Origin of the sequence: Legionella tucsonensis (assembly GCF_001468035.1) — a bacterium.
Classification (GTDB): domain Bacteria; phylum Pseudomonadota; class Gammaproteobacteria; order Legionellales; family Legionellaceae; genus Legionella; species Legionella tucsonensis.
The window spans coordinates 126785-145933 of the sequence record NZ_LNZA01000012.1 but is presented as its reverse complement, the minus strand read 5'-3'; the positions used below and the strand labels follow the sequence as shown (position 1 = coordinate 145933).

Below are 19149 nucleotides of genomic sequence, written 5' to 3'. Positions count from 1 at the left end.
ATTGTATAGGAAAAGTATTTGCCTCGTTAAGAATACTCATTGAATAGATCTCAAGAGAACAACTCTTTTGACACACAGGATTCTTGAGCTTAATATACATAAGTTAATTACATATCTGCTGTTGTTCCACAGTAAAATAATAAAGCTCAGGATGGGTTTGAAATGCATAAGTTGGTGATCGTTTGGTTGACTATTTTACTGCTCGCAGCCTGCGAAAAAGAAAATAGGTCTTTTAGTGGATATGTTGATACAGATCTCGTCTATTTGTCTTCGGATTTTGGTGGGCGTCTGACTGATTTAGCTGTATTAAAGGGGCAGTTAGTCAAAAGCGATCAATTCTTATTTAAACTCGAACAAACCAGCGAACTTTATAATGTACAAATGAGTAAGCTCACCAAACAAAATCTGCTTGCTCAGCGCCAACAAATTTTGACCCAACTCAACTACAATGAAATCAATTATCGTCGTATCCAGGGAATGCGAAAACAAAATGCAGCAAGCCAAAATGATCTGGACGCAGCTCAAAGAGATTTAAAGGTTTCAAAAGATCAACTAACTGACATCGATGTTAAAATTCAAAGCAATCAGATTGAAACAAAAGATAAAAAATGGCAGATGACGCGCAAAGAAAACTTCGCACCAGAACGAGGAGTTATATTTGATACTTACCATAAACAAGGTGAGTTTGTCCAAGCAGGTGCCCCTGTTCTTTCATTGATTACCAAAAATAATATTAAAGCTGTATTTTTTGTTCCCGAGAAAGAACTTTCTAAATTACGCCTTAACGAACACGTTAAGATTAAGACCGATAATAATGAAAATTTTGCTATGGGACATATTTTCTATATTTCAAATATTGCTGAATTTACTCCTCCTATCATTTATTCCCGTGAAGAACGTCAACGTCTTGTATTCCGAATCGAAGCAAAAATTGATTCGCCCGATCTCGAAAAAATTCATCTTGGGCAACCTGTCACTTTGGAATTAGTTGATGAGTGATTTTGCAATTGATGTTAAAAGACTAACAAAAAAATTTGATGAAAAAGTCGCAGTCGATCACATTAGCCTACAAGTAGAGAAAGGCTCCATATTCGGCTTTCTTGGTTCAAATGGTAGTGGCAAGACTACCACCATTCGAATGATTTGTGGTCTTTTAACTCCTACAGATGGAGAAGGGAATTGTCTGGGATATGATATTCAAACTCAAAGCGACGAGATAAAAAAACATATAGGCTATATGCCGCAGAAATTCAGTTTTTATACGGGATTAACCGTTTATGAAAATCTGCGCTTTACTGCTGATATTTTTCAGGTAAAAAATCCAGCTCAAGCAATAGAAAATATCATAAAAGATCTTGAATTAGAGAACTATCGAAAAGTACAAGCAGGCAATTTATCAGGAGGATGGAAACAACGTTTGGCCTTGGCATGCAGTCTACTTCATAAACCGAAATTATTATTCTTGGATGAGCCGACCGCAGGTGTTGATCCCAAGGCACGTAAAGAATTTTGGGATTATTTACATAAAATTTCCTCTCGTGATGGCACCACAATTTTAGTAACTACCCATTATATGGATGAAGCGGAAAAGTGTACTGATTTAGCATATATTAATCTAGGGAAACTATTGTATACAGGCAGCACAAAAGATTTAATTCCTCAATCAAAAGTCAAAGCGTATGTATTGGAAGTCGATAGAAAAAAGCAAAATTCATTAATGGAAAAAATACATGATGCACATCCAAAATTATTGGCTTCAATTGTAAATAATGAATTGCGCATTTCATCACGTGATCATCAATTGCTAGAGCAAGTGATTCAAGAAAACAGTGATCGTTCAAATAAAGAAGTCACTCCTTCTTTTGAGGAGGTTTTTATCGGATTAATGCGATGAACTATAAAAATCTATTACAAGGAATATCTCTAACCCGTCTTGCTGGTTTAATACGTAAAGAATTTATTCTTGTCATTCGTGATCGAGGTACAATCGCGATGCTTGTTATCTTACCAATCATGTTACTTATCCTTTTCGGCTTTGCAATTGAATTCGATCCAAAACATCTACCTACTACCATTATTAGTTATGATAATTCGCCATTAACTCGAAGCTATGTCAGCTCACTTGAAGCTTCAGGATACTTTAAGGTCATTCATGAAGGATTTGATGAAAATAAGAAGAATGAAGATTTTGCAAATGGAAAAATCAGCTTTGCGTTTACCATCCCTCCAAATTTTACACGTAAGTATATCCGTAATGAGAACCCCCAATTACTGATTGAAATCGATGGTTCTGATCCAGGAAGTAGTGCCAGTGCGCTCAGCAATGCTCTGCCCATACTGAATCAAACTCTGGATAGGTTTAATCAACAAGGTTTAGGTTTCTCATCCACAACACCTACAAAGAGCAGTGTCGATCTCACTATCCACAGACTTTATAACGAATCAAACATAAGCGCTTATAATATTGTTCCTGGCTTAATTGGAGTATTGCTTACTCTAACTTTGGTAATGCTGACCTCGACTGCTATCACCTCTGAAAAAGAAACAGGCACCATGGAAATGCTGTTAAGTACTCCGTTAAAGCCTCTAGAAATCATTCTCGGTAAAGTGATCCCCTACATTGTTTTAGGTTATTTGCAACTTACAAGTATTTTAATTTTTGGTAAGGTTCTGATTCATATTCCTACTGAAGGAAGTATTTTGTTGCTTTATATAGCCGTAGCACCGTTTCTTATTGCTAATTTAATGGTAGGCATGATTTTCTCTACAATCGCACGTTTGCCTATGCAAGCAATGCAACTTAGTGTCTTTTTTCAACTACCTTCAATGTTTTTATCAGGTTATATTTTTTCTTTCTATGGCATGCCTACGTGGGCACAGTTCTTGGGATATTGTCTGCCAATGACCTATTTTACTCGGATTGCTCGTGGGATATTACTTAAGGGCAATACATTTAGCCAAATTGTTCCTAATATTTTACCTATTTTATTAATTGCCTTTATTTTGATTATTTTGACGGGGAAAATATTTAGAACAAAGCTCGACTAGGATCTACTGAATTCGCTAGAGTGAGCCAAAATAGTAGAATTCAACAAAAATGGTTAAATTATGAAACTAAAAATTATCTTGCTCAATCTATTTGCCATATTGCTTGGAGGATGCTGCAAAAATTGTATTATTCATGAAAAAGTGAATTATCCTAAAAGTACGCGCAGTGGAGTTCAATATATCAATAATAAGGCCAATTTAAGTCGTGTCGCATGGTGGAAAAAACTAAAGGATCCGGAACTTAACAAGCTTATTTCCCAGGCTCTCGTCTGTAATGATTCGATTAGAAGTTCCTATGCAACAATTGAGCAAGCACAAGGTCAACTTAAAGCAGCTCAATATGCCTGGATCCCAACTCTTAATGCAACGGCTAACGGCTTTACAGGCAGCGCCTGGAATACACATATTACTCCAAGAGGACAATTGGCGAATAATCCTTTCTTTTCAAACTCTTCCAATCCGAAGTTTAGAGGATATTATGCTGGATTTGTTCCAGGATACACATTTAACATCTTAAATAATATTAATAATGTTAAAGCAGCCAAAGCTTCTTTAGCCATAGAGCAAGCTCAAACTCAGTCAATAAAATTAGGGATTATTAGTCAAATGAGCGGAGCTTACTTTATGCTCTTAAGCCAACGAGAACAATTGGCAGTAGAGAAAGCCCTAACCAGTGACTTACGGAAACTACGTCAACTTGAACAGATTCGATTCCAAAAAGGTGCCAATGATATCGCAACAATAACCAATGTGGATCAACAGATTGCTCAAGAAGAAGCAAGGATTCCCCAAATTGAAAGTGTCGTTGCGCAAAGTGAAAATACCATTCACCTCTTATTGAATCAAAATCCTGGGCCTATTACTACGCATCGTACCTTACTTTCATTAAACTTAAATCATCTAATTCCTAAATCGTTACCTTCATCGGTTTTAAAAAATCGTCCTGACATCATGATTTCCTTAAATAACCTGAAAATGGCTCAGGCCCAGGTTGGAGTGGCTTATTCAGCTTTTTTCCCTACGATTGACTTGACTGGTTTGGTTGGAGGGGCTTCTGTAGATTTAACTAATCTTTTAAAATTAAGCACTAATATTTGGGTTGCACAAGCTGCTGCTTCGACAAAAATTTTCAATGCCAGTTCCTATCAAAATATCAAATCCGCTAAGGCCGGATTCAAAGCACTCTACTATGACTATCTGAACACACTTCATTCTGTATTCGCAGATGTAGATGATTCCCTTACAAATGAACAGAAAAACAACTTATCGTATTTGCAAACTCAAAAAGCATATTTAGCAGCACAAAAAGCATATGATATTGCATTAGCTCAATATAAAGCTGGAGCAAAAGATTATCGCAGTGTAATCAATGCCAAAATAAATCGTGATCGAAGTAAGTTGAGTTTAATCCAAGAAAAAGCTCAATTACTCGATAGCATTGTACAAGTATATAATGCTGTTGCCGGTGGATATGATGCTGCATAGCTTTCACTATGTTGCCTAGGTACAACCTAGCAGAACTCAGAAACATGATCGCATTTTAATCCTACAGTTCTACTGTGGCTGATTTCCAGCGATGTGTAGAAGACTCAAACACTGCTTCAGGCTAAACTTTTTCCTCAAGCGCTTGTTCAATAATTTTAACTAACCTTCCCGCTTCAGGAGAAGTAGTTGAATAGAAATAGTCAATAAGCTTACCTTTACGATTAATAAGGTACTTATGAAAATTCCATTTTGGTGCTGTGCCAAATCCTAATTCCTGTCTGGCCCAAAGATAAAAGGGATGGGCATTTTTTCCTGAAACTACTTCTTTTGCAGCCATTGGAAAAGTAACACCATAATTGACTTGGCAAAAATTTGCAATTTCTTGTTCGGTTCCTGGCTCCTGGCTGCCGAAATCATTTGAAGGAACTCCAAGTATGATTAAACCGCGATCTTTATACTTTTCATAAAGTTTTTCCAAGCGAGCATATTGCCGAGTAAAACCACATTTTGAAGCCGTATTGACTACCATTAAAACTTTCCCCTGAAAGTAAGACAGAGGCAATGGCTCATGTCCACGTAAGGTGTGGAACGAATAATCATACGCATTGTCATGGTGCAGGGTATCTGCTGCTGATAAATTAGAAGTCATGATAAGCCATCCTAGTATTATTAATGAGAGAAAATGCATGGTTATCCCTAATTTTATGAAAGCACAGAACTGGAACAGTTTTGGGATTTATATCAATAATATACTATTGATCTTGTAAAGCAAGAATGGATTTATTTAACTGATGTCTGATTTTTTCTTGCACCTCACGCATATATTCTTCATCTTTATAATGAGTAAGCGGCCCCAAAAAACCTTTGAGCCCATCTTGTTTATCCTGGGAACAATATGAATATGAAGATTAGGGATGCATTGACTAATTGTATTATTCATTGCAATAAAACCTCCTGAGGCTTCCATTGCTTTTTCAACAGCCTTCCCTATCTTTTGCGTGAATAAAAATACCAAAGAATCAGGCACATCATACAGTGTTTTATATGCATTAGTCGCCAACAAAGTATGACCTGGGAAAAGAGAACGAGAATCCAAAAAAGAAATAAAATTCTCGCCTTCAAAAATAATAAACGATTTTTCTTTTTTTGCCGTGTAGATCTTGATGTGTGGAATTAATACTTACATCGTTTCTGTGACTGTATTCAAATTGATCTTTTTTTTGTTGCATTTATTTCCTTTAAAAAGACTTGCCATTGCAAAACATGGGATTCCTACGAATTTAAACCGGAGTGCCCAATAATTTACTTTGGTACCAAAATTAAATACACAACTTGGCGGGCGGGAATTATATTCAACATTAAAAATTTTCATCTGAATTTTTATTTTTAAAGAATATGGAATGCATCATTGCAGATAAAATAATACTACAATATGTTTTCTTCCGGATGATTTCAATACCATACTTTATTATCCAATTTTTAAAATGAAATGAGCTGAGGTAAAAAATAATGAAAAAATACTCTCTATTTTTGTTCTTAATGATTTCTTTGTTTCACTACAATGCTTTTGCGAATAAATTCACCATAGAAAGTTCGGCTTTTAAAATGAATTCCATGATTCCGGATGAATTTACGTGTAACGGAGTAGATCAATCTCCCCCTTTAGCCTGGCATAATATCCCACCCAATACTCAGTCACTTGCTCTGGTTGTAGATGATCCGGATTCATCTAATGGTAGTGTCTGGACGCATTGGATTGTGTTTAATATACCGCCAAATATGAACGAATTAGGGGCAGGAAGTCCAGTCCCACCAGGCGCTGCAAATGCAAAAAACAGTTGGGGTGGTCTAGGATATCGAGGCCCTTGCCCCCCTTTTGGGATTGCTCATAGTTATCATTTTAAACTATATGCTCTGGATACCGTATTAAGTCTTGGGGATGGCACGACTCGAGATATCGTTTTGAATGCAATTACGGGACATGTTATCGGTGAAGCAGAACTGGTTGGGCTTTATCAAACCTTAAAAAGAAATGCTCCTGCTCAATGATATATTATAGTCTCATGCAGCGCAGCGGTATAGAACTCTCAAACGAAATCAGATTTCCCGCTGCGACACCCAACCACCATTCTACACAAGATAAATGCATCTCTCTTTTTTGGTGAAATAGACCAACTTCGGTCATGTTTTGACAAAAAACAAACCAGAACAAATAATTAATTATCAAATATAAAAAACCATTTACTTAAAAACAGGAAATGACATGCAAGCTGAACTTTTTTATACGATAGACAGTACCCATCCTGTTCCCCTTTATTTAATCTCCCAAAAACAATGGGAGAAGCATAGTACTCTATTAACTCCTATTGAACGTAATTATTTCATTCAAACTCAATTTAATGGAAAAATTGGCGAGTATTGCTTGCTTTATAATGCAGATGGCTTACTCGAGAAAGCTTATGTAGGCACTGGAGATGGAAATCAAGCATTAGCGATGGCCCATGCAGCTTTATTATTACCAGCAAACAGTTACCAGCTTCAAGATATCTGCTCCCAGGAAACAGCCCTGTTTTGGGCATTAGCACAATACCGTTTTGAAAAATACAAAAAAGCTCTTGTGCCTCCCCGGATCTTAGTAATCGAGCAACAAATGTTCACTAATTTAATTCATTTAGCGCAAGCTCATTTTTTAGTACGTGATCTCATCAATCAACCAGCCAGTGATATGGGGCCTAAAGAAATGGCAGATACAGTGAAACAATTAGCAGAAGAACATCATGCAAAATTCGAACAATGGATTGGTGATGAATTATTACATGCTAATTTTCCTGCCATTTATGCAGTTGGTCATGCTGCCAAATCAGAACCACGTTTACTCTCCTTAACCTGGGGGGATGAAACAAATCCTCATGTCACACTGGTAGGAAAAGGAGTTTGTTTTGATACAGGGGGTCTGAATCTTAAATCACCTTATGGCATGCGGATAATGAAAAAAGACATGGGTGGTGCGGCACACGTGATAGGTCTTGCTCAATGGATTATGAGGCGAAACTTACCTATTCGCTTGCATTTACTTATTCCTGCTGTAGAAAATGCAATTGGTCCTAATGCCTTTAAACCCGGCGATATTTTAATTATGCGGAATGGTTTTACTGTAGAAATCGATAATACTGACGCAGAAGGACGTTTGATTTTGGCTGATGTTTTGGTAAAAGCATGTGAAGAGGAGCCTGATCTACTGATTGATTTTGCTACCTTATCCTCTGCGGCACGTGTTTCTGTAGGGACTGAGATGTCTGCATTTTTTGCAAATGATGAATCTTTAGCAGCGGGGATAATGGACGCATCTCATAAAGCCGTTGATCCAGTATGGCGTTTACCGTTATTTGCACCTTATGAGAAGTTTCTACGCTCAACGATTGCTGATATGACAAATTGCAGTGATTATCCTTATGGTGGGGCGATTATTGCGGCATTATTTCTCCAGCGATACATTAACAAAAAAATTTCTTGGGTACATTTTGACATTATGGCATGGAGTGAACAAAGCAAACCCGGAAAACCTGAAGGCGGTGAAGCCATGGGTTTACGTGCTGTTATAGAATATTTATTACGTATTTATGGCTAGATGTCAAAATAACCCAGATAATTTGAATTCTGCCAAGGGATAGTAATTTTGTCTCTCCTTTTCAGTTCTGCTTTCTATGAGATGGATTTTATTAACCACGATTGGAGGAATAACCGGTACCTTTATTTTTTCCAATATTTCATAGGGTATCCTGTATCGAATTAATCGTCCCATGGTCAAGTGTCCTCTAAACGGACGAGTCTCAACAGGAACATTTAAAGCAATCGCAATGTCCCCAATTACTTTGGACAACATCGCTAAATCAGTTTGGGGTAAAACAGATAGAGAAAGAATTTTAGGATGGAGCAGAGTTGGAAACCATTCCAAATGACCGAATTGAAGTTGAAATGGCAGTATATTTTTTATAGCGGTCTGCACATTTTCAGTCAGAAGATTTAACTGCTCATGAGGTAAATTTCCTATAAATTGCAAAGTAATATGCATATTTTCTACATGAACCCAGCGAATGTAATCTGACCGTATGGTGTTTTGTAGCGTTTTTAAATTTCTAGATAGACGAACCTGGGTTGCCTTGGGAAAGATAATTGCAAAAAAAACGCGCAGTGCATGCATCATTTATTCACAAAATCAGGATGTAAGGACTCAAATCCATTGATTAAATGAAGCATTCTTAAGCTCCGTATCAAAAGATACCTTAAAGATACCTTAGGTTATTATACTATAATAATAGCAAAATTATCCAGAATTGGGTTCTGGCAATGTACAGAGAAAACACATGGATAGTGGAGGATTATGATGATCCTTAAGAGCTTGTGGGGAAAAACTGGATTCTTGGAAGAATGTCTTTTTCATATTGATCATATTTTCAAACATGTTACAAATAGTAAAAATTCACCCAATATCACTCTGCATAAAAAAGAAAAAATGATAACCAAAAAACATACACTTAAACTTAAAATCATTAGAACCAGTTATGCAAATTTGGGAATACTTCATTTTGCCTTCATTGAAGAAGGAAAATCTGTTCTGCTTAACAGGTTACAACTACGAGTTATTTATGAAAACTACAATAGTACATTCTTCTGATATTCTTTTAAAGCTCGCAAACCGTAAGGAATTAAAGGGAGAATTAACGTATCAGAATATTTTAGAAGTACTGGGTGAGCGAGCATTTGGAATTGTATTGTTATTTTTTGCTTTACCCAGTGCCTTACCTTTTTCTACAGTTCCTGGCGTTTCTTTTGTGTTTAGTGTGCCTATAGCACTTTTTGCATGTCAAATGATATTTGCCAGAAAGACATTGTGGTTACCAAAAATCATTGCGAAACGCACCATTCATCAAAAGACTATTTCCAAGATAATTCATACTACAGTACCTTATTTGACTAAAATTGAATATTTTTTGAAACCACGCTGGGTATTTATGACCTATCGCTTGATGGAAATAATCAATGGCATCATTATTTTTTGCTTAGCTATTTTTCTGATGCTGCCCATCCCATTAAGTAATTTTATCTTTGCATTACTACTTATTATTTTTAGTCTGGGATTGATAGAAAAAGATGGGGTACTTCTTATTTTAGGATATATTGGTGCTATTTTTTATATCAGTTTTATGTTTGTATTTGTTGAAGGAATAATTAAATATTTGTTTCATTAAAATGCTCTCTATCATTAATCTTACTGGATGCGCTTATTGGAAAAGTAACGCAGCGAGCTGAAAAATTTACCTCTTTCTCATTTTTAATTGCTTCTCTTCTTGCTTTTTTAACTGCCATTTCCTACGCAGAATTAAGCTCTCGATATCCGTACAGCGCAGGATCAGCTTTATATATTCGTAAAGCGTCCAATCAAACTTGGATTTCTGACTGTGTGGGGTGGGTGTGGTCCTGACGGGAGTAATTCTGCCGCTGCCATTTCTCATGGCTTTACCCGATATATTCAGCTTCTATTTCCCATTTCCCCTTACTTAAACATTACCATTCTTTAGGAAGTTTAACACGAAAAGGAAATACATTGCTCGCAACCCCAGTATTGCAAAAGCGTTTGATGAACACGCAATAAATGGAACTTGAGTAAGACCTAATACGGCAGGAAGGCTGTCAATAGAAAAAATCAAATCCCTCACTTCAATAAAAATAAGAACAACAAATAGAGGAAAATAGGAGTGTTTTTCTTAAACTTATAATGCACTGAGCCAAGCATAAATTTTTGCACTAAATAAGCGTGGTGCAAGTGGTTGGCAATGGCCTCCAGTACCCTCTTCATCATTAAAAAGAATATATTGTTTTTTGCATTGTAACTGGTCATATAACTTTTTTGCCTGACCTAATGTGATGTATTCTAAAGTATTATCACAAATCAGCATGGGACATTGAATCTTTTCGACTAAACCAGTCAACGTGTAAGCACGAGTTTTACCGAGCATTTCTTCAATCGTTTTAGCACCAAATCGCCATTTTCGACTTTCTAACATAAACCGTAAATTTTCATCTGTTTTCATGAGGTGTACTAAGGCTTGCTCTATAGGAGCATCGTTTAAATCAGGGAACTTCGTCATAAACGAATTAAATTTAGCTTCGAGATTACCACTTGCATCAAATATACCTGGGTCAACAATGCATGCTGCGATACGCTTTTCTTTTGTTACGGCACGAGCCGCAAGATAACCACCGAAGCTGCGGCCCATTAAGAAGATCTTATTTTGATCAATCTCGGGACGCTTGCTAATAAAATCGACAACCTTTTCAATTACTCGCTCCCAATCGGGGATAAAGGGTATTTTATTTAAACGCAACATACTGCCTTGACCAGGACCCTCAAAATTTAAACAGTGAAAACCTCGCTTTAACGCTTCAGCTGCAGAACTAAAATATAATTCTTCCTTAGTGCTATCACCCCCGCCCGTATCAATTAAAATAGGTTTGGGATGATTTGAAAAAAAGTTATTCAGATAAAGGTAGCCAGGCAACGTTGTTTCCTCAAAGGGAATTTCTACTTGTTCCACAGGAGTTTCAAAAAATTCGAGTGCTTGATGAAAAGCACGAATACTGTATTGCAGCGCTTGTTCAATCCTTGGATCAGAAGGCTCATCTTCCAGGAAAAAAAAGGCTGTTCGGTAATAAGTACATGCGCGCAGAAAAGCCAATTTGGCATCAAAATGAAAACCCTGACTTCGATAAGTTTCTGCCATGCAGTAATTGCTATCAGCAAATGCAATCCACCGTGCATGCCAACTTTCTTTATTACCAGGTTCTATTTGGTTCGCTATAGCAAGACATTCTCCAACTTCAGCCCCCTGATATGTAGCACATCCTAAACTTCTTATTAATTGGGCATTAAAAAGTGCCGGCTTGATTAACTCTTGCATGATAAAAATCTCCATTTTTTACTTAGAAGAATTTCTTGTTTTTTTGTCCCCTCTGAATATAGACCATTTATTACTTAATAAATAGTTGGTGCAAAAATACTCATCTTATAATTAAGAAAAATGATAATCCAATTTATTCATATGCAGTCTACTATGGATAAAAGAAAAATTGTTGTTGAGATCAATTTAAATTATATGTATTATTTTGATTCTTTTTGATTAATGAAGGAGTTCTAATGCTCAAAAAATTTAAAAATTTAATTGATAGGCTTGAAAAAAAATGGGATTCGGAAATAGTCCCTGCCTATGAAAAATTAAAACAACGTATCTCTGACAATAGAGTAGTAACAAAGACGGAGGCACAAGAGATCATCAATGAATTAACTACTCATTACCGTGAGTTTTGTGCAACTGTAACGAATACATTTGCACCTTACCAGAATCGCCTTAATGAGACCGAACGTCTTAGACTAGAAAAATTTATTGCGGATGTGAAAGAAAGTTATCAAACAGACATTAATGAATTTAAGAATATTTATAATCGAAAAGTGACTCTATTAAGAAATAACTTTTTTCAAAAACAAGCTGCACAATTGCCATTGCCTACATTTGAAGAACAATATATGGCAGGGGAAATTTTTCCTAACGATCCTCCTGAAGCGTACCCTCAATATTATACTTATGATTTTAAATAGCAGAGATTATAACTTCCCTGATCTTCGCAGAACAGTTGAATGAGGATCTTCTCATTCAACCCTTGAAACATCCAAAGTTCTCTTCTTCTAATTTTATCGTATATTATTTTGGGTACCCGATTCCCAATAAATAGAACAGATTATGAGTGGAATCTGCATAGGGTTATGTATTTGATGCTTTTTAAGTGATGCAAAGTAAAAAATATCGTGTGCATTCAGTCGATGAGCAGTTCCCTCGTAAGTTAAAACGCCACTTCCATTTAATACAATCCAAATTTCTTCTTGATGGTAAGCCAAAGAAGTTTCGTTATTGGGTAACACTTGAAAATAAGTTATTTGAAAAGGGGAGTTTAATGCAAGCGCGGGGCACTGTTCATATCCCAAAGCATTCCAGATTGCTTCACCAAGCTTCGGCATGTAAGGATAAATTACCCAAGTAAATCCTTTTAACCACGTTTAGGCAGCATTAATTATTTTCGAAAATTTGTACATAATCGAAAAATAAAATAATTAACAGGTTAATTGTGCTAATGAATGTTTTAGACAGATCAAGATCACGATTTCTAGCAACTCCTTATGGATGAACTAACTTCATAAAGGCTTAGTAATTAAATTTGCGTTTTCTTTGAATGCATAACTGCTAAAGGCCTTTTCAGCAAACCATTGAGCATACACATTGATATCTGGAGTTAAAAACGCTTTAAAATCCCATCCCAACTCATCATGATTAAAAGGCCCTAATTCAATATTTTTTGCTTGTGCAAGACCTCTTACCATCCATTCAACAATTGCTGAATTTCCTCGGCCTACAGGTTGTAATCGAGCAAGACTGTATGCAAGTTTTCCTGCATTAACTAAAAAATCGTTTACATCCTGAGTAGACTCCCAATTAAAACACGCTTGAAAATAAGGGTCGATTAACTCAAATTGCACCTGAAAATAACTGGACTTATCACGGTAATCCTCGGCAAATGGGGTAAAACGATGATCAATCACGATAGATGTTCTGCTGTCGTCCGTGCCATAGTCATTAAAAGTAATCGTAAGGACCACATCATCTTCAATAAATGGAAACTCAGAAGCTGCGTTTTTTTGGTGCGCTAACTCGCGTTCATCATCGGTCATTTTAATCTTAATTGTGTATTTTGTTCCTTCGCCTGACTTATCCGGATATCGTTGTACCTCAACGTGTCTCCAGCTTTGATGAATTAAATCAGTTAGATGTGCATAGATCAGATTTTTTTGGGTTGGTAAATCTCTAGATAAATTAAAATCATCTGTAGATACAAAGCCTGCTTTATTAATTAATCCAAATTGATGCCGAAGGGGCCCTTGTTTCAATACTTTGGCTATCTCACGTCGCTTATCGGCTAACCAAGCATAAGTGCAACCGACTTGAGAGCGCAACATGTCCTGAGGGCAATTAATGTCCTTACGAACTTCTGGCGGTACTGTTGGAAAAGAGGACACTCGTTCACCGAGTTCATGAATCACTGCTTTGCTGAAATCAAGCCATGCATCCTGTTTTTTTGCATCAAAATCTTTGAGACGATCTTTAGAGGAAGCTGCACTCGTATCTGTAGTTGAAAATAAAGTATTACGATGAACTCCTATTGATTGCTCCATTTTTTTATCGGTCATAATAATCTCTGTCTGCTTAATTTATTTTAATTATAGATGCAGAAAATGCACTCTACTCTCAATGAGCATAACTGGGCTCATTTGAAAATTTGATATTTCACTTCTATATTTATTTTTTACTCTTTTTTTTCTTTGATGTAAGCATCGCATTTAGAAACTCTTTGTTTTAAGGCACAATAAATAAAAATAAAAAATGGAGCTTGCTTATGGATACAAGTGAACACACGGAACTGGGTGATGCATTGAGATTTCAAGAATGGGATGTCTTAAAAGGCAATCCATACATCGATATTGAAAAAGGCACCTTGCATTTACACTTACAAGGAATGAATGAGTTTGGCCTTCCTGAACCTACTGGATTAAAAGTATCCGCAGGTGTCATTATCGCCATGTCTGGTGATTATTTTGGCGGCAAGGAAGTATCATTAAAGTTGCCAAGCATTTGTGAATTTAAAGAAAATCCAAAAGCTTTTGATAACACAGAGGCATGCAACACTTTGGGAAAATATTTAATTAAAAAACCCGTTACCGCGACCGAGGAAGAAAAACTAATTAGTTCTTATCAACGATTAGCGAATAATAACGTAAAACAAAGTCATATTAATACGATTTATACGATTAACAATGCCAATTACATTCCGTTTTCAAGTACATTAAATTCTTACATGCAACAACTCATGTTTGCGCTTAGAGTAAAAAACTACAGTGATATTTTAAATAGAAATATAGCGCATTTTACTCCATGGTCAGTCCGTGTTTATACAATAGGCCATTGTATCGCATTGAAATATGCACGTATTTATTATGAGTTAAAACAATTTCTAGCTCATACAGATTATCAATCAGAAAATAGTGATTTCAATACATTACTCCAGATACTCGAACAAACCCCTAAAGGTATGGATCGTGAAACACTAGAGGATTTAGCCCATCGCTATCAAGCTCTGTCTTTGGGAGTGGAGTTTTTTTGCTTTCACTATTATACCGATCATTTTGCTGCTGGCCATGTTTCATTTATGGGTGATTTACGTGCCTTACTTCCACAACGCTTTGGCGTTTGGGGCAGCATTTTAGTCAATAATTTGCATGATGAATTAAATAGAATAACCGTCTATACTAAACGCATTTACGATCCAACCCCCGATAAAAGCGAGCCTCCAGTTGCAGCGAGTGGTGATGGTGATTTTGATGTTGCAAATAATTATTTTAACAAGCAAGCCTGTCTTGCAGGAATGACTTCTTCATTGCACGATTTACATCATGTATTTAATGGAAGTAAATTGCCTGAACAGCCACAATATGGCGGCCTGGAACAAATGCCTGATATTGACTCTCAATACCGCCAGCCACAACCCTTGCTTTTATTAGGTCAAGACAAGAAAATTTATTATCGTACTGATCTCAACACTATTGATACCTTATCTCCATCCCAATTACAAACAACATATAATAATCCATTACACCATGGGTATACTGAATTAAGTAATAAATTCGAAGCATTTTCTTTGGTTTTCAAACTTCGGGTTCTGCCCTTTATTTATGCCAGTCAACTCAAAACACTTACTGCCGAACAACTAGAATTACTGGAAGCAGAAGAGCTTGAACTTAACCCAGGAAGAAGACCAATACCCCAGCCACCTGTCGTTCTTGGGAAGGAACCCATTGCAATACCGGTTTGGCAACAACCTGCAACAAATCATACCCTGATGCAGGCTCTGACAAAGAATGGATTCCTATCTACTTCTGGGGATAAACGTTCATTGGAGGAAGAGGTTTTGCAGGAAGAATATACATTGAGTACACCTGCACTCTAAAAAAAGCGATGCAACAGGAATCAATAAACTTCTTGTTCATCGCATTTAAATCGAATTATCCAACGTAGAGCTTCTCCCTAAATCAAGGAGGTGCCCTGTAGATGCCGATTTAAAAAGAGAGTATCGTTGACGAGGTGACAATTCATTATCATCACTAGAACGATGCAGTGGCAGAACGAACTTTATGGTGTCTGGAGCAACGTGTTCTTCATGTTTTGCAATCCCAACATTTGGTTTGGCTTGTTGTTCCTTCATCTTTTCTAACTCTGCTTTTAAATTAGATATTTCGATTTCCCCAGTCTGTGCTTGTAAAAGGGCAGCCTCTTTCTCTGCTTCCAAGGCAGACAATTCCTCTTTCAGACTCTTGATTTCTAATTGGTCAGACTCGTGCTGAACGAGTAAGTCAATCTTGAAATTAATGCTTGAAATTAATTCTTCCAACTCTTCTGTTTCTTTTTTAACTACATCCGATTTACATAATTTATCCATTTTCTTTTTATCCAATCCTCTCCAGCGGCTAATCAGATTTTCGATCCCTGGGCGTTCGACAAACCAATAAACACTTAGTGCTGCTAAGCCAACAGCAATACCTGCAACAATAATTGGCCAGGCCGTGGCAGCCATGCTAGTAACAAATAAACCCGCGATGGCCAAAGCTACAGTTTGTCCAGCAAAAAAACCGCCACTAAAAAATAAAATACCCGCAACACCTGCTGTGATGTATTTAGCCGCTTGTAAATAAGGATTATTCGAAGCTGATGTTAGATCGTTTCGAATTTGCTCTAAGTCCTTATATCTTTGCAATAACATTGTTGCAATCTGAAGATCCTCTTCGAGTTCTTCCTTAGTTTTCTTGGAAGTTTTGGCAAGACGCATGCGGATGGCTTGTATTTGTTTCACTTCATCAAGTAAAACATCCAGTAGTTTTTTTGTATCTGTGGATTTGATACCCAGGTTTTTGGAAATTTCAACCAAGTCAAAACTATAAAATACAACCATGGAAAGAACTGAAAATAATGTTCCTGCCACAAATAAAGCAATAGTTGGGATTGAAGAAAAAACACCCAGGATTGCGGTAATACCATCAAACCCTTCACAACCGAAATAAACCGTCCCGGCAAGAGCCAAGAGCGCATATTTAGCTTTTGCAGTCATTCCTCCTTTTGGAGTTTCTTCTTTTATCTGTCCCGGATTTAATGATTTATAGATATCTTTTAATAAAGAGGCTCGTAATGAGGTAATTAAAAAAAATGCTGGGTTGCCGCTTGCGATTTTCGAGTTTTGCTCGAGCCAAGCATACAGATTTTTTTTATCAATTTTCGTTGGGTTTGTAAATGTCTGAGTGAGGCTTGGATCTATTGCAACTAATTGTGCAATTAACTCTTGGCTTGTTAAACTCAGATCAATCTCAATTGTCATATTGCCCCCTAAATTACCGGACTTATTTTGCTGTTCAAGCAACACAAGGGAATAGATCATATGATACAGATCATTTATTAAACAAACATTAAATTAAAGAGCTAAACTATACAAAATATGATTTCTTTGTTAAGTAAGAGTAAAAATGCTCCTTTTGGTACATTAAAAAATGTACCTGATAATTTTTTTTCATTGATTTAATTTAAAAGCGAATACAAAATTTTTTCTTAATGATCGCAAATAACAAATTTACTTCAGTTTTGCATCAGAAGTTTCGTGGGATATTGATAATCTAATAAATAACTTACTTAATTTTTATTCCAAATAGCTTCAAGAGCCTTCAGCTCGATTTCGGTTAAAAGTTCATATTTATTAACCGAATGAGCGGTATCTGGATAATATTCAAGACATTTTTTAATCAGTTTTAATAAATTTTTCTCATTTATCGGTTTGGTAATAAAATCAATTGCTCCTGCTTTGATCGCTCGAACAGCCATGGGTATATCACCATAGGCGGTAATAATAATTACTTTGAGTAAGCTATTTTGTCCTTTTAACTTTGCGAGTAGTTCAAGGCCATCTATATCAGGCATACGAACATCGGTAATCAAACACCCTATATGCTTGGGATTATACTGCTCCAAAAAATCTGCTGCATTCGAGTAGGTTTTAACTTCAAAACTCATCGAGTCAAAAAGCCATTTCAAAGCACGCAATACGCCCTCATCATCGTCAACAATATAAATTGTCTTATTCATCACGAGACTCCAAAAGTTGATTAGGTAATCTAAAAGAACTTACAGTGCCTTCACCCGAGGCATTTCTTTCTATTTTGATGGCCCCACCATGTGCTTCAATAATTTTTTTACAAATGCTTAACCCAAGACCCAAGCCGTATTCTTTGGTGCTGTAACATGAAGCAAATAGATTATCGAGTACATTTTGTGAAACTCCAGGCCCATTATCAATAATAGTAACCAATACATACGTTTCATAGTTTTTTATCTTGATAAGCAAGATAGGATTCATCGTTTTTGCATCGAACATCGCTTCAAAAGCATTATTAATGAGGTTTAAAAAAACCTGCCGCATTTGATTTCGATCCAAATAAACTTCAGTTAAATCCTCATCAAACTCATATTGAACTGTTCCAGAAAAATTGGAATAAAATTTTGACAGTATGACTGACTGTTTTGCCAGCAAATTTAAATTAACGCGCTCAAAATGTAATTCCCCATGAGTAACAAACCGCTTCATTCGCTTAATAATAGTACTTATCAATTCAACTTGTTCTAATGCTTTCTGGAGCACGCTTATAAATTCATTTGTTTCTTTATCCTCTTGCTGTAAACGTAAAATACTCCCTAGCAAGTAAGAATTTAGTGCCAATAAGGGCTGAGAAATTTCATGAGATAATGAAGATGCGGCCTCCCCTGAAAAATAACATCTTGATATACGCTCAAGCGTCGTTTGTTGCAACTTAATCAATTCCTGATTATGTTTCTGTTCAGTAATAAAATGCCAGGTACCTATCATTTTAATTGGATTATTCTCTGCATCACGGATATAGCGGCCTCGAGCAGATACCCATTCATAATGTCCTTTGGCAGATAGAATACGAAAATCTGAATAATGATCTTCAAAATGAGTTAAAGAGTTGACTAATGTATTAGCAATTTCCTCACGGTCCTCTGGATGAAGTCGTGTTATAAAATGATCTATATGTCCTACTTCACTTTTTTCGTTGGAAATAGATAAAGATTCTGAGTAACCAAAATCAATGACTTCATTTGTACCCAGATCCCACTGCCAAACATTTAATTTGCCGACATCCAACAATTCCATTAGGTATTCATGAGAGATTTCATAGGTGCGGTTATTTGAAAATAGATCTTTAGAGCCTTTCTTTTTTAAATCCAATGCTACCTTGGAGTTTATCATCACACCCCCATTCGCTACAGTTTCTGCAGACGAAACTATTTCGTTCACTTTTGAGAATAATACCACAGTATTTTATACTTGCTAACAATATGTTAACTTAATGATTATTAAGTTAATTTTTTAATATTGATAAAAACAATTAAGAGG

General features: G+C 36.3%; 18 protein-coding genes and 1 pseudogene. 9 read left to right on the top strand and 10 right to left on the bottom strand.

Annotated elements, in window-relative coordinates; translation table 11 throughout:
• Positions 1-162 precede the first annotated feature (162 nt).
• Genes Ltuc_RS14655 through Ltuc_RS14640 form a run of 4 tightly spaced genes read left to right on the top strand, consistent with a single transcriptional unit; the run spans position 163 to position 4533 of the window.
• A complete protein-coding gene (locus tag Ltuc_RS14655) occupies positions 163-999 on the top strand; it encodes an HlyD family secretion protein (RefSeq protein ID WP_058522100.1) in 837 nt (278 codons plus the stop codon).
• Positions 992-1894 (top strand): ABC transporter ATP-binding protein, encoded by a 903-nt coding sequence (locus tag Ltuc_RS14650; RefSeq protein WP_058522099.1) that lies wholly within the window; start codon positions 992-994, stop codon positions 1892-1894. The genes Ltuc_RS14655 and Ltuc_RS14650 overlap by 8 nt, the downstream gene beginning before the upstream one ends.
• Entirely contained in the window at positions 1891-3048 is a 1158-nt protein-coding gene (locus Ltuc_RS14645) for an ABC transporter permease (protein WP_058522098.1), read from the top strand. Before Ltuc_RS14650 ends, Ltuc_RS14645 begins: the two co-directional genes overlap by 4 nt.
• Before the next feature lie 60 nt (positions 3049-3108).
• Positions 3109-4533, top strand: a complete 1425-nt coding sequence (locus Ltuc_RS14640; protein ID WP_193786872.1) for a TolC family protein — start codon at positions 3109-3111, stop codon at positions 4531-4533.
• 121 nt (positions 4534-4654) lie between these two features.
• On the opposite strand, the gene Ltuc_RS14635 is transcribed toward Ltuc_RS14640, so the two are convergent.
• On the bottom strand, positions 4655-5182 hold the full coding sequence (locus Ltuc_RS14635) for a glutathione peroxidase (RefSeq protein ID WP_058522096.1): 528 nt from the start codon (positions 5180-5182) through the stop codon (positions 4655-4657).
• Positions 5183-5317: 135 nt separating this feature from the next.
• Positions 5318-5629, bottom strand: coding sequence for an HIT family protein (locus Ltuc_RS14630; protein ID WP_238584166.1), 312 nt, complete (start codon positions 5627-5629; stop codon positions 5318-5320).
• A 413-nt stretch (positions 5630-6042) separates the two neighbouring features.
• Between Ltuc_RS14630 and Ltuc_RS14625 the strand changes: the two genes are divergently transcribed.
• Together Ltuc_RS14625 and Ltuc_RS14620 are read left to right on the top strand one after the other, a co-directional pair.
• Positions 6043-6582: a YbhB/YbcL family Raf kinase inhibitor-like protein gene (locus tag Ltuc_RS14625; protein WP_058522095.1), complete on the top strand. Its 540-nt coding sequence runs from the start codon at positions 6043-6045 to the stop codon at positions 6580-6582.
• Between the two features lie 214 nt (positions 6583-6796).
• The gene (locus Ltuc_RS14620; RefSeq protein ID WP_058522094.1) at positions 6797-8161 is read left to right on the top strand and encodes a leucyl aminopeptidase family protein; all 1365 of its coding nucleotides are present in this window, start codon (positions 6797-6799) and stop codon (positions 8159-8161) included.
• A 3-nt stretch (positions 8162-8164) separates the two neighbouring features.
• Here Ltuc_RS14620 and thpR read toward each other — a convergent pair whose 3' ends face one another.
• Complete coding sequence (gene thpR, locus Ltuc_RS14615; protein ID WP_238584165.1) at positions 8165-8737, bottom strand: RNA 2',3'-cyclic phosphodiesterase; 573 nt, start codon at positions 8735-8737, stop codon at positions 8165-8167.
• A gap of 442 nt (positions 8738-9179) precedes the next feature.
• Here thpR and Ltuc_RS14605 point away from each other — a divergent pair, with 442 nt between their 5' ends.
• On the top strand, positions 9180-9782 hold the full coding sequence (locus Ltuc_RS14605; protein ID WP_058522092.1) for an exopolysaccharide biosynthesis protein: 603 nt from the start codon (positions 9180-9182) through the stop codon (positions 9780-9782).
• Between the two features lie 309 nt (positions 9783-10091).
• Here the strand turns inward: Ltuc_RS14605 and Ltuc_RS15190 are convergent.
• Both Ltuc_RS15190 and Ltuc_RS14600 read right to left on the bottom strand, forming a co-directional pair.
• Positions 10092-10265, bottom strand: a pseudogene (locus tag Ltuc_RS15190) (TerC family protein); the annotation flags it as partial.
• A gap of 39 nt (positions 10266-10304) precedes the next feature.
• Positions 10305-11492 (bottom strand): alpha/beta hydrolase family protein, encoded by a 1188-nt coding sequence (locus tag Ltuc_RS14600; RefSeq protein ID WP_058522091.1) that lies wholly within the window; start codon positions 11490-11492, stop codon positions 10305-10307.
• 236 nt (positions 11493-11728) lie between these two features.
• Here Ltuc_RS14600 and Ltuc_RS14595 point away from each other — a divergent pair, with 236 nt between their 5' ends.
• Complete coding sequence (locus tag Ltuc_RS14595; RefSeq protein WP_058522090.1) at positions 11729-12187, top strand: hypothetical protein; 459 nt, start codon at positions 11729-11731, stop codon at positions 12185-12187.
• A gap of 93 nt (positions 12188-12280) precedes the next feature.
• Here Ltuc_RS14595 and Ltuc_RS14590 read toward each other — a convergent pair whose 3' ends face one another.
• Complete coding sequence (locus Ltuc_RS14590; protein ID WP_058522089.1) at positions 12281-12604, bottom strand: cupin domain-containing protein; 324 nt, start codon at positions 12602-12604, stop codon at positions 12281-12283.
• Positions 12605-12778: 174 nt separating this feature from the next.
• Complete coding sequence (locus Ltuc_RS14585; RefSeq protein ID WP_058522088.1) at positions 12779-13828, bottom strand: hypothetical protein; 1050 nt, start codon at positions 13826-13828, stop codon at positions 12779-12781.
• A 206-nt stretch (positions 13829-14034) separates the two neighbouring features.
• Between Ltuc_RS14585 and Ltuc_RS14580 the strand changes: the two genes are divergently transcribed.
• Positions 14035-15642, top strand: a complete 1608-nt coding sequence (locus Ltuc_RS14580) for a hypothetical protein (protein ID WP_058522087.1) — start codon at positions 14035-14037, stop codon at positions 15640-15642.
• Positions 15643-15687: 45 nt separating this feature from the next.
• On the opposite strand, the gene Ltuc_RS14575 is transcribed toward Ltuc_RS14580, so the two are convergent.
• From Ltuc_RS14575 to Ltuc_RS14565, 3 genes are all read right to left on the bottom strand, one after another.
• Positions 15688-17061, bottom strand: coding sequence for an AAA family ATPase (locus Ltuc_RS14575; RefSeq protein ID WP_083498127.1), 1374 nt, complete (start codon positions 17059-17061; stop codon positions 15688-15690).
• 308 nt (positions 17062-17369) lie between these two features.
• Entirely contained in the window at positions 17370-17819 is a 450-nt protein-coding gene (locus Ltuc_RS14570) for a response regulator transcription factor (protein ID WP_058522085.1), read from the bottom strand.
• Positions 17812-19002, bottom strand: coding sequence for a sensor histidine kinase (locus Ltuc_RS14565; RefSeq protein ID WP_058522084.1), 1191 nt, complete (start codon positions 19000-19002; stop codon positions 17812-17814). The genes Ltuc_RS14570 and Ltuc_RS14565 overlap by 8 nt, the downstream gene beginning before the upstream one ends.
• Positions 19003-19149: the final 147 nt, after the last annotated feature.